The sequence below is a fragment of the Ensifer sp. GW821-FHT05G01 genome (genome assembly GCF_059419585.1).
Genome location: NZ_JBWKSC010000001.1, coordinates 749,790 through 764,796, shown reverse-complemented (window position 1 = coordinate 764,796; position 15,007 = coordinate 749,790). Strand labels below are relative to the sequence as shown.

Here is a 15,007-nt window from a genome sequence, read left to right as displayed (position 1 = left end):
ACGTGCGGTACGCGCGAAAGACTCACAATCTCGAACATGAAGGCGAGAGAAGTGGTTCAGTGCTCTGTCTGCGGAACGGCCCGCAGTATGCAAAAAGAGGACATTCTGGAGACTTGTCGCGATGCAGCGAAGATGACGCGGCAGAGGCTCTGAAGGATTTCACGGATGAAAGGCCAGACCCTTTTGGCAACGCTGTCGTGCCGAGGACGCTTTAAAACGCAAAAGGCCCCAGAATCCTACGAGGATGATCCGGAGCCTTTCCGTCTGAGCGTTCGAATTCACAGACCGGCGGACCTATCACTGAAAACGTGGAGAATTCAAGCCGTGTGCCCCGCCTATTTCGCGTCACGTTCTGCGCTCATAGGCTGATTGCCGCCAACCACATGTTGTCGATCTGCTCGTCATTCAGGCCCAACGCGGCGCCAACGGTCGCGATCAGCGGATGCATGCGGTTGAACGTGCTGGCGTACTCCCATTCGATCTGGGCCTTGTCCTTGTCTGGCCCGGCCGGCATGCCGCCGATCGTCGCTGTGACCGATGAAAGGGAAATGCCATTGCTCACCAGGCCAAGCCGAAGCTGGCGAGCCGTCAGGGATGGCATGGCCGCGCGCAATTCCTCGACGGTCGGCGGGATAAACGCGGCAATCACGCCGTAGTCGCCAGCGTTTGCCTTCTGCCAAAACTCGGCTTCATGCTCGTAATTCACCACAGTGCTTGCGCTCATTCCGAACGGGTGTGGCTCTTCGAACTCCGCAAACTTGATGGTGGCAGTGAGCGCGTCATGTGCAGCATCGCCCCAGCGAAGGTCAGATACGGTTTCGATTGTCAGGGTTGTCATCAGGAAATCCTCATTGCGACAGAGGCGGAAGCGTTGGTGATTACGCCCAGGGCTCGCCATGTCCCGGCATCAATTCCGAGCACGGCGCTGTTGGTGGAGTTCGACCAATAGAGATCAGTGCCGGCAACTGTGGAGCCCGGATTGATCGTGCCCGCCGTCTTCTTGAGGGCGAAGGCATATGTTCCGATCGCGCCTTGCGCGTTACCCGCGTAGAGGCTGCCTATCTGAGCGGCTGTAGGTTGGTTGCCGTCACGCCAGACGGTGGTATCTACAGAGACCGTGGTCGCAGCAACGGTGATGCCTGTGCCTTGCCCGACAGTCAGCGTGCGGTCGGCCGCCAAGGTTCCGCCACCAGTCAGACCGTTGCCGGCGATGACTTGCTGAGCGGAAGCAGCAGCCCCCATGGACGCACGAGCCGTGGCGCCACTTTCCGCAACCCAAGTCGTGCCGTTGCCGACGATGAAGTTGCTATCCGTGACGGCGAGCCCTGCAATGGCAGCCAGGCCCGCATCATAGGCCTGCACTTGCGTGCCGATCGTCACGCCTAGCGTAGCCCTAGCCGCTGCCGCATCAGCATCATCGAGCAAAGTGCGGGCGAAAGATGTCAGGGTGGCGACGGCGTAGGTGTTGAGTGCAGTCGTGTAGATCATGCGATCTGCAGCCGTCGTCAGGCCTGCGATAGAGGCAAGACCGGCGTCATACGCCTGAACGTTCGTTCCGATCACAAGACCGAGGGTCGATCTGGCTGCTGTCGCGTCGGCGTCATCGATCAGGGTTCGACCGAATGCCGTGAGCGTGGTCACCGCATACGTATCGGAGGCCGTCGTGTAAATCATCCGGTCGGCAGCCGTGGTGAGGCCGGCGATTGAAGCCAACCCCGCGTCATAAGCCTGGACGTTGGTCCCGATCGTCAGACCCAGCGTCGACTGCGCGGCGGCAGCGTCCGCATCGTCAAGCAGGGTTTTAATGAAGGTCGACACCCCGAGCGTGGTCAGCGCCGTCGACGCATTTGCGTCATCAAGCAGCGTACGGGCAAAAGGCGTCAGCGCAGTCGTCGCGTACGTGTCCAGCGCCGTCGTGTAGATCATCTGATCGGCGACGGTCACCAGTCCCGAGATCGACTGAAGACCGGCGTCATACGCCTGCACATTGGTTCCTATGGCCACGCCGAGCGCGGTTCGGGCAGCGCTTGCCGACGTCGCACCGGTCCCGCCTGCCGTGATTGGACGGGCAGCGTTGGCATCGGCCGTCAGATCGTCGATCAGCGTGTTGTACGGCACGCTCTGGATGGTCGTGTTCGGCACACCTTTGGTGCCGGCCGGAGGGCTATAGACGCCGCCTGTTCTGGGCATGAGCATTCTCCATAGAAAAAGGCCCCCGAAGCGGGAGCCTTGCAAGTTCTGCGGGATTTCGGTTTCATCGCCTCGGGGAAACCAAGGATGGTTCTTGATGGAGCTCGAGGAAGATATTGAGCGTGGCGTTCGCCGGTTCATGGCCGAACAGGACATAAGCCGTGAGGAAGCAGTGAAGCGGATCCTTCGCGACTGGCTGATTGGCAACGGCTATCTGGCTTTTGTCGACGAGGATTGAGCAAATGCTGTTCTCGTGTATTTTAAGCCCATGCTCCGGATCGTCCAAATAGCCTGCATCGCAGTGACTGCCGCCATCCTATACGCCGTCGGCAGGGGAACTGATGTCCTTGCGGGGTACTTCGGCGAAGGATTTGACCCGGGTTTCGTGTTCGGTATGTTATTCGCGGTAGGTATTTACCTGCTCATCATCTGGATTGACCCGTCATCGCGCCCCAGAGGTTCCGCTTCCAAGCAGGATTGATCTGGTCAGATCCTCAACCAGTCTCGGGTTTTGCCCGCTGCGCTGCGCCTGGGCGATAGCGTCGACGAGCGCGGTGCGATTGCTCACCATCGCATTAGCCAGCGAAGCGTTTGCCACCTCACGCCGGCCGCCCATAATGGCATTGATCAGCTTATCGACCGTCCTGACACCAGCAGCCCGGATAGCGCCACCTGTGCCGCCGGCAGCATAGGCGTTCCGAGCAAAATTCGGATCTTCCGCGCCGCCGAGGTCGGCAATGTGCTGCTGCCGGCGAGCGGTCTCCGAATTGCGGGTGACGACGTCGCGGGTACGAGCGAACTGCAACTCGTTGTCCAGCACCGAAAAAAGCCTGTCCGCCTTCTCCTGCCCGAATAGCTGGGCCAGTCGAGCCCGGTTCCAATCGCCATCAGATTTCACCAGCTTGTTGAGCCGCGCGATATCGTTGGCGTTGCTGCCAAGGATGCGATCGACCTCCGCACGCGCGCCCTGAGACAAGCGCAGCGGCACCGCCGACGGCCCGATTTGCCGGCCCTGAGGCAGTGCTCCCTCTTCGATTTCGCGTGCCAACTCTGCCGGCCGTGGAGCGGTTCTGCCGTGGTCGAGAACCGACTGGCCACGCGTGATTGCCCCTCGTTGGCGGGCAAGCTCGGCATAGGAGGCATCGACTTCTTTCAACCGCGGCACCGCCTGCGCAAGCGAATCGTCAATCATCTGCCGAGCATCCGACAGTGCGGCGATGACCTTTGTGTCGGCTTCCGTTTCGAGCATGCCGTCGATGGCCTGGCGCGTCTGGAACGCAACATTGGGATCGTTCGAAACTCGGTCGGTTCCATTAGTGTTGAGCATGCCCCGGACACGCTGCAACGCACGCTGCGCATCACCGCGAAGTGTGTGGATCTGGCGATCGAGGTTGTCCGCGATCGGCAGGAAATCGTGTGGCCTCACATTCTGGAAAAGCCGCTGATACTCCGGCGCCAGAACACGCTGGTTCGCCTGAATTCCCTCGTCGATCGTCGAAGGCACGACATTGCGCCCCATGGTTTCGTCGACCACGTTCGCGATACGAGCGTTTGCGCCGGCTTGGCGTGCCTCAAGGGCCGATCGCATGACTTCCTGCCCACGGCCTGGCATAGCCGCGAGCGCGGCCGCCTTGCCTTGGGTGTTCGGACCGAGATCGGCGATCATGGCTTGCGGACCCATCGCGTCGAGGCGTGACCGAACAGCCGCTTCATCAAGCCCGTCACCGGCAATTGCCTTCGCAAGCTGGTTGATTGTCGATGCCTTGGTGCCAGCTGCCTTTGCCGCCTGCGCCGTGCGGTAGACATCCATGACCTTACGTGCGCCCGCGCCAACTGCTTTTCCGACCGTCGGTCCGGCCAAGCCCAGGGCGCCGCCCCACTTGGTGCCGTTCCAGATTTCGCCCGCATCACCACCAGATCGGACGGCAGCATCAGTACCGCCGACGACGCCTCCGCCGAGCATGGACATGCCGGATCGCGCCAGCAATCCCGCACTGCCACCGCCGAAGGCAGCAGGGGCAGCGACGACCATCGGCAGGGTGCCGGCGACGGCCCCAGTAACACCGGCAGCGGTCGAAATATTCGGGTGCGCCTCCTGGGCCGCATCCGTGAGCGCCTGGGCTTCCTTCAGGTTGTCGTCGTAGCTCCTGCCGTTGATCGCAGACGAGAGCGCAGCGGCGCCACGCTGAGCGCCACCGAGGAGGACAGGGCCGGCGATGGGCATCCCCTCGAGGTAGCTAGTCGTTGCGGCTCCGAAAGCACCACTTCCGCCAGTAGCTCGCTCTTCTCGATCGAGCATCGCCGCACCTTCCTCGAAAGACAAGTGACGGCCGGAATCCGGAGCGGGCGTTCCCGACCGCATCCGCGTGATTTCGGCAGCTATGCGCGTTGCGGCCGCGACGTCACCAGCCTTGTCGGCGTTGCGCAGCGCCGTGCTCAGTTGTTCGAGTGTGGCCACGTTCAGCCCCCATATTTCTTGACGAGGTCGTCGATACTCTGGTCGGTTTGCCCCGGGTTTTTCACCGAGTTTCTGATGTTCCCGATCATCCGCTTCAACTCTTCGACCGAGCTTTTCGCCCGAGCGCCGGGGTCTCCGACTACCGCCGTGAAAAGCTGATCCGGCATGTTAACGATTCCACCCTCCTTGAAAGGGTCGACGACGGGATCGTAGATCATGCGCTCCATCAGCCCGAGGTCGGGGCCGTTGAGGACGCCGAGGTTGAACAGCTCCTTCAGCTGAAGCATCACGCCTTGCCGAACCGAGTTCAGTTGGTCCTTTTGCGCCCCAGGCATCGCTTCGATACCGGTTTTCCCGACAAGGTCTGAATATCGATCCAGTTCAGTCGTGAGCGCCTTGTAAGCCTGATCAACGGATGCTTGCCGGTTTTTCTGAGCTTCCGGAACCTTTGGCTCGGTGAGCTGGATATTTCCACCGCGCACAGCTTGCCCCGGCGGCAATGCAGCCGGCTGGTTCTGTGAGCGCTGGTCAGGCTGGCCCTGTGGCAACGCCTCGGGAGCGGCCTGCGGCACCGTCTGCAGACCGACCTGACTGCCACTCTGCGGCGCTGTCTGTGCTGCGGTTGGCGTGATCGACTGAACCGCCCCGCCGGCCTGAGGAGAGGTGCCGAACACCCCTTGCGGCGTCAGGAAGATGAGTTCGCCGTTCGGGCCGGTGATCGTCTTGCCGGCGCCGAGCTGCTGCGCCTGGTCTGGCGTCAGCTGCTTGCTGTCCATCAGGCCATTGAGAGCCTGCGCCTCGACAGAATTGCCGCTGAAACGGAACTCGCCGGCAGCACCCGAAGCACCGGGCGGAGTAATCCACGTCTTGTCGTTCGGGTCGTAGACGTTCCCGTTCCCGGCATTGATGAGCGGCTGACGCTTGCCGTCCTCAAGCTCCTTCTGGGCCTGCTGAAGCTTCAGACGATACAAAGGGTCGCTCTGCGCCGCCTGCTGCTCGTATTCCTGCCGCTGGCGCCACGTCTGGTCCTCGCGGGCGGCTTCCTGCCGGGCAAGCTGCTGCTGGATCATCGACCGGGCCACGGCCTTCATTTCCGGCGTAGCGAAGTCGTTCGACAGAAGCTCATATAGACGCGGATCTACGCCGCCTGCCGACACCTGTTGAGCGGCTGCCTGTTCCCCACCCGCTGCTACTCCCTGGCTGCCCGCCGCCCTCGCCTGCGCAATCTGCGCTTCGCTGGCCGGCGTGCCGCTATTGAGCGCGTTCATGATTCCACCGCTTGCGTTCATCAACTGCTGCGAGCCCTGAAACTCCGCCGGGATGGCGAGAGACTGGGCAGCCGCCGATTGAGGTGCCGACGCCTGCGGGGCGTCTCTTCCTGGGAACCGAGCCGCATATTCTGGCGTCTGTTCATAGGCTGCAACCTCGTCGGAAAGCGAGCCGCCGCCCTGTTGCATGGCGGGATCGACGAAGGGCGAGGCAAATGGGCTCGTCGCCGGCATCGTGCCACCGGCCATCGCGGTCACCGCCTCGGCGGCATTTTGGGGGGCGCGGCCATCGACTGTCGATCGAGCATCGCCCGCCGGCCGCGTCTGTGCATCCGGATAGAACGCAGGCTGACGGTTTTCGACCGACAGACCCTTGTCATCATAATAGGCCATCGGGCCGCCTACGGTCGCGCCGCCGGCACCGTCACCGATGAGAGCAAGCGCCTTTGCTCGGTGGCCGGCCATCTGCTGATTGACCTTGTCGGCAACCGTACCCGGGGCGCCGCCGTTGTTGGCGTCGGAGGCACCGTAGCGCCCTACCCCACCGGCATTGATGGCGGAATAGATGTCCATCATGCCCATGCCCGGTTTCACGCCCGCCTTGCGCAGGTAACTGACGACGGCACCGTTCTCGCCGAGCTGCGATCCAACCGGGTTACTCCAGTCGACGCCGTGCTCTTTCGCCTGGGGCTCGCCGAACTGAATGAAGCCTTCATGCTGGCCCCATTGGGTCCGTGGCCCCTTCTTCCTCGGGTCGAACGTGCCGGCGGTCTCGTAGGAAATCGCCGTGGCCAGGTCGACCGGGTCGATGCCGAGCGCAGAAGCTGAGGAAATGATGCCGTTGCGGATCACGTCATTGCCGACGGTCGCAACTGGCGTGTTCCCCTTGCTGTCAACCTTAGGCATGTTGCCGCCCATGGCGCCGGGCACTGGCGCCGTCGAACGCGCGGGCGTGCCCAGGATCGAGTTGTAGAGGGTCGAGGCCGCATCCGTCCCGGCTTTCTCTGCCTTGTCGGCGCGATACTTGCCGAAACCAACAGCTGCGCCCTTCAGCACCGCCCCGATCCCTTCAGCGGCCGTCTTCGGCTGAGCACCCATGATCTGCTGAGACAAGGCATCGATCACCTGCCGTTTGCGAGCGAGCGACTGCGCCGTCTCGCCGGTATCACCGCCAAAGAGAAATCCGACCATTAGTAGAGCCCTCCATTACGGCCCATCGTGAAGAAGTTGGCGAGGCCCGTCAGCGCCGACGGGTTCGCGCCCCCTGGCGCCACGGGAAACGCGGCATTTCGCTTCGCCATGCCAGCGGCAACGCCGGTCATGAGCGCGCCGGCGCCGTCGGCGACGTTCTGGGGCATCGGCTGCCCAATGATCTTTGCTTGCAGTTGCTCGGCAAGCTTCTGGCGGTTCTGGGCGCTGTCGGGCTTCTGCAAGCCGGCGTAGAGAGCAAACGGGTTCATGCGCTCTTCTTTCTAGCCGGGGTGGAGAACAGCATGCCGTAATCAACACGGCGGAGGCCATCGGCGCCCTTGGTCACGGCTTCCGGACGCACCTTCTCGACTTCCTGCGCCATGACACCGATGCGCTTCGGAGCGTTCTTGCCTTCGCCCTTGTAGCGGTACTCATAGAGCCCGCCGATGAGCTTCTTGTCCTTCTTGGCGCGCTCATCCGATAGTGCCGCGAAGCCTGCGAGACCACCAAGGATCGAGCCGATGCCCGCCTGCTTTTGATTGTAGGCGCCGACCTTGTTGGCATAATCCTGCTGGACCATGCCGGCGTAGTCGATGTTCGGGATGCTCTGCCCCTGCGTCGGTACAAAATTCGGGTTGTTCACCTGAGCGCCGGACATGAGGCTGACGATTTCGTTGATCGGCTGATTGCGCAGCGCGTACTGCTCATTGAGATACTGCGAGCGAGCAGCGTTTTGCGCTGCCAGCTGAGCCTGCTGAGCATTGAACGTCTGGTCTTTGAGCGCGTTGTTCGCCGCAGTGGTCGTCTGGTTGTTTTGGAACATCTGCTGATTGGCGGAGTTCCCGAACGTCGCCGAGGCCAAGCCCTGGTCGAACTTCTGCTGTTGAGCAGCGTTGTTCGCCTGCTGCTGTGCCTGGTTCTGGCCAAACTGCTGCTGCTGGGCAGCATTGCCGAGCTGCATGTTATTCGCGTTCTGCCCATACTGCTGCTGCTGCGCGGTGTTTGCGAACTGGCCGCTCGACAGCATCTGGTTATAGGCCTGCTGCTGAGCGCTATTCTGGAAACCTGCCTGATCACGCGCGAGGCCGGCGAGGCGCGATTGCTCCTGACCTGCATTGAGGATCGCGCCGAACCGAGCGTCATTCTCCTGCCGCGTCGCAGAATCGATCGCACGGTTAAACGCCTCTGAACCCGGCTGCAGACCCTGGTTCGCCAACTGCGTTTCTAGGGCGGCGCGGCTGCGTTCGAGCTGCGGGTTCATCCGCTCCATCAGCGCATTTTCATAGCGGGAGGTGTCGGCGCTGTAGTCGTACGTCTTGGTGATGTCGCCCGCGTCGCCCAGTGTCTTCTGGATCGTGCCGGCGTCGGCGACACCCTTCTGGATGTTTCCTGCGTTCGCAATCGTGCTCTGAACGTTGCCGGCATTGCCGAGGCTGGTTTGCAGGTTCGGGCCCTGGCCATACTGCGCGTACTGCGGAAGTCCGACCTTGGACGGGTCCCCGGCAGCCGGCGCGCCGCTCAGATTGAACGGTTTGCCAAGGAGATCCTGCAGCCGTCCCGACTGAGAATTTGCGAGCTTCGACAGATTGAGCTCTGCCGCGTCGTTCTGAGTCTTGATGGCCTGCTGCCCAGGTGACAGCGTCTGAGTGGCTGTCCACGTCGGCAGATCGTAAACGGCGCCGCTCATCGGATCCGTCCACTTGTTGGTGCCGGTCTGCGAATACGTCAGGCTGCCGTCGGGCGTGACCTGGTTTACGTTGCCGAGATAGCCGTTGGCGATTGCCGTGCCGATGTTCGTCGACGTCTGAGCCGCCGCCGTCGCCTTCGGGTCTGGTGCTGCAGGAGCTTTTGACTTGCCCATATTTTACCTCCGATTGACGGGGTGCGCCCGCCAGTCGTCATCTGTCAGAGTGAAGAGGATTTCCGCCTCGTCGCGACCACGCAGGCGAGGAATGCGATATGCTTTGAAGCCGAACCGCTCGGCAATTTCGATCATGACCGGGTTGCGCTCAGAAACCCGCAAGACGACCATCTGGCAGCCGATCTGATCGAACGGATAGCCGAACATGCCTTTGAGCATCGGCCGCGTGAGCCAGCGCCGGCTGACTGACGCAGACGATAGTTCAATGACGCCTGCCTCTGGCGCGTAGTTGTGAAACACGACGCCCGCGACCAGTCGCTCCCGGTCGACGAGGCCGAGCGTCGTGAAGTTCTCAAAACCCCGATCGCAGCCGGGAATATGACTGGCAACGAACTGAGCGATGGTGACGTTGTCGATCGGGTTGGCTGCGCCGCCCCACACAAGCCTCATGCGCTGGCCTCGCCGACCGAGACTTGTAGCGTGGCGAGGTCAACCTCGATGTCGAGCTTGACGGCCCCGCCGGAGGTGATCACACAACCCACGGCAAGCATATCGCCGGTCGCCCTGACGTTCTGGCGGAAGTCGTAGCGCATCAACTCAGACACGCCGTCCCAAACAGCAACGTCCCAGAGGCCAACGTCCCACTCGGACGACGTCGTATTGCCCTCGGTCACGCTGTTGAAGTTTGGCGTGCTCTTGTCGAAATCAGCCCTTGCGAACAACCGCACTTTCGGCCGGGATTTCCCGCGAAAATACATGTGCGCCATGGTGCCGGTCGCCCGCTGACCGAACTGGCCCGCCGGGGCGAACTGCGAAAGATAGGTCGCACTGAACGTCAGGCCGTCGTCGGTACCGCTGGTATCACCCTGCCAGACATACCCGTCGAAGGAGCCGAAGAAGAGCCCGCCCTGCAGGGTTTCGTAGCAGAACGCCTGCCAGTTCGTGATGGTCGACCATCGACCGGTCAGGACATTCAGGACGAACGTGGTGTCGGTGACGACGGTGTTTTCGGGGAAGGCAACGAAGACAAGGTTTTGCTCCGGCCATTGCTTTAGCGTCCAACCGCCGCCTGTTGCGTTGGCCGCCCGCTTCCAATCATCCTCGATCGGCCGCGAGACGGAAACGAGGCTGAGGGCCTGCCGGTCACGCTGGAAAACCTGCGAAATCGGGGTGAGCCCATCGCTCGTGGCAATGAGGATGTCGGCACCTGCCCGGATCCACGCATTCTTTCCGAGCGGCTTGCCGATCTGATAGACGCCCTTCAGCGCGAAGTTGTTGGCATCGCTCGGGTCGGAGCCGGCGTAGACCGCAACCTCACCTTCGGAAGAGACAAAGACGCACATGTCCGACAGGCCGTCGCCGCTTTCGAGCGACCAGGAAAAGCCGGTCAGCAACGAACCGCCGCGCTTCATAACCCCACCGAGCGGGAAGACGACAGCCGCGCCACCCATCGCATTGACGGGCAGATAGTAGGCATCAAGCGTTGCGTTCTTCAGGAAGAACTGCCGGTTCTTGAACAGCCAGCCATAATTGAGCTGGGGCATAGTCGTGCCGTCGACGAAGGTGATGGCGGGTGATGTCGTCCAGCTCGTGCCGTTGTAGAGTTGCCGATCGTTCGCACCGTTAAGGCAAATCAGGTTCGAGACGCCCGCGTTGGTATGCTGGAAAGTACACCAGTCACCGCCAGCAAGACCTGAAACGTCTGCTGCGGTTGTAGTCGGCGGAGCGGCCGGCGCGGTCACATTGTAAATTGCGGTACCGGTCGCCACGAACAGCTTTTCGTTGATCCCGTACTTGTACTTGAACGCGCTCTTGATATCGCCGCCGTCGGCCGCGAGAGCCCGTTTCTGCGAACCGCCGCGGATCTTGCACCCCACCAGCGTCGGGAAGAAATTGCGCAGCACGATTGCCGATCCCGGTTTTTGCGACGCCATGTCCGTCGCGGTCACAAGGCCGTCGCGCGGCGCAGGGAACGTCACCGGCTGCGATGACTGCATCTGGCCCACGCTCACCGACCCTCGATTGCTTTGGCCCACACGAGCCGGCCTCACGGTCATTTTCATGATGCACCTCGATCGGCGTTAATCTCCTGCAGGAGGTCGGCCTCGAACTCGGCAAGATTGTCGTCGAAAGGCAGGCCCTTCTGCCGCTTCCAGCGCCACAACACGCCCTTTACGAGCAACCGCTCCGGGAAGAGCGTCGTGTCGTCGTCGGCTTCAAGCGTGTCACCTGGGCCGTCCGGATCATGGAGCACCCAGAACTTCGACACGTATTCGATGACCGAGCCGACACCGGTAGCAGCCGGTGAAAACAGGATCTGGTTGCCCTTGATGAAGAAATACGGCTGCGCGGATACCACGCCGACGATTACGGCCCACTGCGAGCCGTTCGTGATCGGCCGATAGAACAAGCCGGCTGCGCTGCGCACGGCGCCGCCAGGCGTTAAACGCTCGTAGTCTTCCGGCAAAGGCTCAGGCGAGCTGAGAGCAACCCGTTCCTTCAGCAACTGCTGCCAGTCGGCACGGCGCGCGATTTCGTCGCCTGCCTCCTGGGCAAGCGCAACCATGGTCTGAGCGTTCGGATCGTTCGAGCCGTAGACGCTTTCGAACTGGCTGAGGGAGACAACGTCGCAGACCTGATTGATGGCAGAAAGCAGGGTCATGGCGTAGGCCCTCCGACAACAACCTGCGCATTGCCCCAACGCGAGCGCTCGTCGCCGATTTTCAGGCCCGAAAGCGCAAGCAGCTTGAGTTGTTGGGCGGCGCCGACCTTGCCGACGTCGCGTTCCCAGATCGCGATTTCCTCAACCAGCGAATACAGGTAGAGGTCCGCCGCCTTGTCGAGCAGCCAGTTCGTCGGGTTTTCCGGCGTCAGCGCCGGGATCTTGCCATAATAGGTGACGGTCAAATCCTGATCGCAGACGGGCCGTACGCGCATATTGCCGCCGACGACCGCATATCCGGAGGGAATGCCGCTGCGAGCGCCAAAACTGTCGGTCAGCTGCTGCAGGGCAACGGCGCGGATCGGATGGCCGGCCGCCGTCTTCACCTCACGCGCCTCTAGGAAATCGGTCGGCACCGGTCCTTCGCCGTTGACGAGCGACACCGTGCCCACGACTTCCATGTCAGCGACGCGAAGGCCCCGGTTGAGCTTCAGCTCCGCCAGGCCAAGAAAACGCGGGAAGAGATGCGCGATGTCGTTGCGGCCGGAATACTCGCCAGCATCGACAAGCAACGACGCATAGTCCGAGATGGTCATAGCGGAACCTTCCGCGCGCGATCGGCAGCTGTGAACATGCGGGAATGATCGATGAGGCGGGTAATTCGCTCATTTGCTTCTCGGTGAACCTCCGGGGCGTCCTCGGCACTGGGCCGGGTCGCCTCGATGGCCTTCACCTGCGATCTGATGCGATCATACTCGACGCTCATAAATGGCCTTCCTTGGTCCGCCAGGCGCGATTGTCGGAGTTGTTGAGGAAGCGCTTCACGAACTTGTCGTCACCCTCGGAGTGGGCCTGAACAATTCCGGAATCGTGGGCGATATTCAGCGGGATCGAGGCGACCCGGTGCCAGTCTCCGCGCCATGCCTTTTCGGCGCTGTTGCGGACGTCCTGGTTTTCGCTGATGAGATTGTCGACGGGGTAGTCGACGCGAAACACGTCTTTCTCCCCGTCGAAATAATGCCAGACCGTGCGGCCCGTCATCATATCGTGTTCGTAGAGCGTCCAGCCCCCGTCACGAATGATCATTTGGAATCGCCCGGAAGCGGATCATTGCGCTTCGCCTTGCCTTCCTCGATGAGCTGTTTGGCAAAATCGAGGGGAAGGTCGAGCTCGTCGCCCTTCGGCAGGCGGGTGCCTTCCTCGTCCCAGACATCGCGCAACAGCTTGACGGGAACAAGCTTCTTTTCCTTGGCGCCATCGGCCGGCTTGATTGGATCGGTCATTTCCATTTCTCCTGAAACGGAAAAGGCGAGCCGAAGCCCGCCCTTTCACAGATGATGATGAAACCGACGCGATCAGCTCGCGGCGGACAGGCCGAAGAGGTCAGCGGCCACCCCGAGACCCTTTTCGTTCTTCACCTTGAGGGTGCCCTCACCGATAAGAACACCCTTGTCGGCGTCGCCGGTCTTGGCGACTTCCTTGTCTTCCTGGATTTTGCGGAGCCAGAGGAACTCTGCCATGTCCGGATCCAGGAAGAAGGCATTGCGAGCAAGGCCAGCACTGCCGGCCTGGACGCGGTTCGGGTGGATCATCACCGTGCCGAACGGACCTTCGTAATAGTCGGCCGTGGCAACGATAGTGTTGCGCTCACCGCCCTTGGAGACGGCATAGCGGAACGGTGCCACGTTGCTGTCCGACATGAAGGTGACGAACACGCTCTTCACGTAGGGCGATGCGGAGACGTGACGGAAGTTCGCCCCGTTCTGGAAGCCCTGCTGCATGACACTGTCCAGGATGGCCTTGGTGAACGCACGCTGTGTGCCGTTGGTCGGCGCGACCGTGAGACCGGTCGGGGTATCGAAGCCGCCGTTGGCGCCGCCGGCACCGCGGGAGACGTTCGTTTCGATCCAGGTCGGCAGCGAACCGGCTTCGCGCGTCGCACCGCCAACAGAGGCGTTTGTGTCAACGATGGCGAATTCGACATCCTTGCGGAGTTCGACGCCCTTCTTCAGCTTCTGGTACTTGCGCTTCTGGACGTTGCCGGCTTCGGAAACGACTTCCTGCGTGCCGGAGATGATCCAGTCCTTGCGCATGATCTGGGTGTAGTTGCCCAGACGCTCCGGCGGGATGATTGCGCCGAAGCTATATTCGTCGCCTTCAGCCTTGATGTTCGCGACCGGCGCGGCGAGTTCGTCGGTTTCCCACTCAGGATGCACCGACTTGGTCGTGCCCTTCTCGATCAGAGAATAGATCGGGGTATCTTCCGGCGTGATGCGCGACACCACGTCGGACAGTTCTTCGCGGTTGCCCACGGCCTGGTTGGTCGTGAACGTGTTAGCCAGTGCGGCCATGTCCATATTCCTTCGATTGAGGGGTTAGTCGAAGTCGATCGACATTGCGTCCTTGATCGACCCGGTTTTCGACAACCGCTGCATCGCATCCTTGTTCTTCCGAACTTGCTGGTTGGCGCCGCCATTCGGTCGAGGGTTCGGCGTGGCAGGTGGTGCCGCCGTGACCTTCGTTAGCGCCTTGGTGCGGGCCTGCTCGGCCTTCATCCCGATCTGGGCATAGTAGGCCAGGCCGAACAGCCGATGATCCGAAACGCCCTGCAGCTCCTGATCCGAGAAACCAAGCTCACGCGCCGCCGTGAACGCCTGATCGAAGAAAGCCTTGCGGCCATCTTCCTTCAACGTCTGCGGGAACACTTGGGCCAGCCTCTCGCTCTCGGCTTGAAGCGTCTCCTCGCTCATCGACGATGTCAGCTCGCCGGCAACCGAGGTGGAGTCGTTCGCAAGTTCGATGATCTGGTTGATGTTTGCCAATCCCTCATCGTACATCGCCTTCTGGCGCGTATATTCGACGGGGTTCTGAAACGCCAAAGTGCGCGGCGGCTCAGGCGGCAAACGTTCCGCCAGATAGGAAGCGATACCCTTGACCGTGTTGGTCACGCGGGTTGTCATGCCCTCAAGAGCGCGGCGTTTGTTGCCGGTTTCCTGAGTTTTATGGCGGTAGTCACGATCCCGCATGTACCCGAGCTTGAGCTCGGACAATGGCACCTGTTCGCCACCCTTCAGGGTGATGATCTGGCTGTCGGCTTCGTTGGCTGCCTCGCCATTCTCGGCATCGGTCAGCTCGTCGCCTTCGGCATTGTCTGCGGTGTCGTCGGTCTCTTGACCATCCTCGATGGTCTCATCCGTCGCATTCGTCGACTGCCCGTCTTCCTCTTCCTGCGCGTTGGCCTCTTCGGGCTCGGCAAAGTCGAGATTCGCGGCGTCGTCGATGGTGAGTGCGGGGCGACCGCTATCACTCTCCCCGACGAACGGGGAGTTGGTGGCTGCGTCTGTCATGTGCGTGGTTGCCTTCTAAGGTTTGGCCCG

At 61.7% G+C, this 15,007-nt stretch carries 15 protein-coding genes; 1 reads left to right on the top strand and 14 read right to left on the bottom strand.

Going from position 1 to position 15,007, the window contains the following annotated elements:
• Window positions 1-358: 358 nt before the first annotated feature.
• Both AC07UR_RS03685 and AC07UR_RS03680 read right to left on the bottom strand, forming a co-directional pair.
• Complete coding sequence (locus tag AC07UR_RS03685) at window positions 359-838, bottom strand: hypothetical protein (protein WP_494699975.1); 480 nt, start codon at window positions 836-838, stop codon at window positions 359-361.
• Window positions 838-2,190 carry a tail fiber protein gene (locus tag AC07UR_RS03680; protein WP_494699976.1) on the bottom strand — a complete coding sequence of 451 codons (1,353 nt, stop codon included), beginning with the start codon at window positions 2,188-2,190 and terminating at the stop codon, window positions 838-840. The genes AC07UR_RS03685 and AC07UR_RS03680 overlap by 1 nt, the downstream gene beginning before the upstream one ends.
• Window positions 2,191-2,287: 97 nt before the next feature.
• Between AC07UR_RS03680 and AC07UR_RS03675 the strand changes: the two genes are divergently transcribed.
• Window positions 2,288-2,428, top strand: coding sequence for a hypothetical protein (locus AC07UR_RS03675; RefSeq protein ID WP_494699977.1), 141 nt, complete (start codon window positions 2,288-2,290; stop codon window positions 2,426-2,428).
• A gap of 204 nt (window positions 2,429-2,632) precedes the next feature.
• Here the strand turns inward: AC07UR_RS03675 and AC07UR_RS03670 are convergent, their stop codons facing one another.
• The 12 genes from AC07UR_RS03670 to AC07UR_RS03615 all read right to left on the bottom strand — a co-directional run bounded on the left by AC07UR_RS03670 (window position 2,633) and on the right by AC07UR_RS03615 (window position 14,977).
• On the bottom strand, window positions 2,633-4,648 hold the full coding sequence (locus AC07UR_RS03670; RefSeq protein ID WP_494699978.1) for a hypothetical protein: 2,016 nt from the start codon (window positions 4,646-4,648) through the stop codon (window positions 2,633-2,635).
• 2 nt (window positions 4,649-4,650) lie between these two features.
• Window positions 4,651-7,107, bottom strand: coding sequence for a hypothetical protein (locus AC07UR_RS03665; protein WP_494699979.1), 2,457 nt, complete (start codon window positions 7,105-7,107; stop codon window positions 4,651-4,653).
• The gene (locus tag AC07UR_RS03660) at window positions 7,107-7,376 is read right to left on the bottom strand and encodes a hypothetical protein (protein ID WP_494699980.1); all 270 of its coding nucleotides are present in this window, start codon (window positions 7,374-7,376) and stop codon (window positions 7,107-7,109) included. Before AC07UR_RS03660 ends, AC07UR_RS03665 begins: the two co-directional genes overlap by 1 nt.
• Complete coding sequence (locus AC07UR_RS03655; protein WP_494699981.1) at window positions 7,373-8,968, bottom strand: tail fiber domain-containing protein; 1,596 nt, start codon at window positions 8,966-8,968, stop codon at window positions 7,373-7,375. Before AC07UR_RS03655 ends, AC07UR_RS03660 begins: the two co-directional genes overlap by 4 nt.
• Window positions 8,969-8,971: 3 nt before the next feature.
• Complete coding sequence (locus AC07UR_RS03650) at window positions 8,972-9,418, bottom strand: GNAT family N-acetyltransferase (protein ID WP_494699982.1); 447 nt, start codon at window positions 9,416-9,418, stop codon at window positions 8,972-8,974.
• Window positions 9,415-11,025 carry a hypothetical protein gene (locus tag AC07UR_RS03645; RefSeq protein ID WP_494700013.1) on the bottom strand — a complete coding sequence of 537 codons (1,611 nt, stop codon included), beginning with the start codon at window positions 11,023-11,025 and terminating at the stop codon, window positions 9,415-9,417. The genes AC07UR_RS03650 and AC07UR_RS03645 overlap by 4 nt, the downstream gene beginning before the upstream one ends.
• A 2-nt stretch (window positions 11,026-11,027) precedes the next feature.
• Complete coding sequence (locus AC07UR_RS03640) at window positions 11,028-11,630, bottom strand: phage adaptor protein (protein ID WP_494699983.1); 603 nt, start codon at window positions 11,628-11,630, stop codon at window positions 11,028-11,030.
• Entirely contained in the window at window positions 11,627-12,226 is a 600-nt protein-coding gene (locus tag AC07UR_RS03635; protein WP_494699984.1) for a phage adaptor protein, read from the bottom strand. Before AC07UR_RS03635 ends, AC07UR_RS03640 begins: the two co-directional genes overlap by 4 nt.
• A gap of 166 nt (window positions 12,227-12,392) precedes the next feature.
• Window positions 12,393-12,716, bottom strand: coding sequence for a hypothetical protein (locus AC07UR_RS03630; RefSeq protein WP_494699985.1), 324 nt, complete (start codon window positions 12,714-12,716; stop codon window positions 12,393-12,395).
• On the bottom strand, window positions 12,713-12,913 hold the full coding sequence (locus AC07UR_RS03625) for a hypothetical protein (protein WP_494699986.1): 201 nt from the start codon (window positions 12,911-12,913) through the stop codon (window positions 12,713-12,715). The genes AC07UR_RS03630 and AC07UR_RS03625 overlap by 4 nt, the downstream gene beginning before the upstream one ends.
• Window positions 12,914-12,985: 72 nt before the next feature.
• Entirely contained in the window at window positions 12,986-13,981 is a 996-nt protein-coding gene (locus tag AC07UR_RS03620; RefSeq protein ID WP_494699987.1) for a DUF5309 domain-containing protein, read from the bottom strand.
• A gap of 24 nt (window positions 13,982-14,005) precedes the next feature.
• Entirely contained in the window at window positions 14,006-14,977 is a 972-nt protein-coding gene (locus AC07UR_RS03615; protein WP_494699988.1) for a hypothetical protein, read from the bottom strand.
• Between the last annotated feature and the right edge of the window lie 30 nt (window positions 14,978-15,007).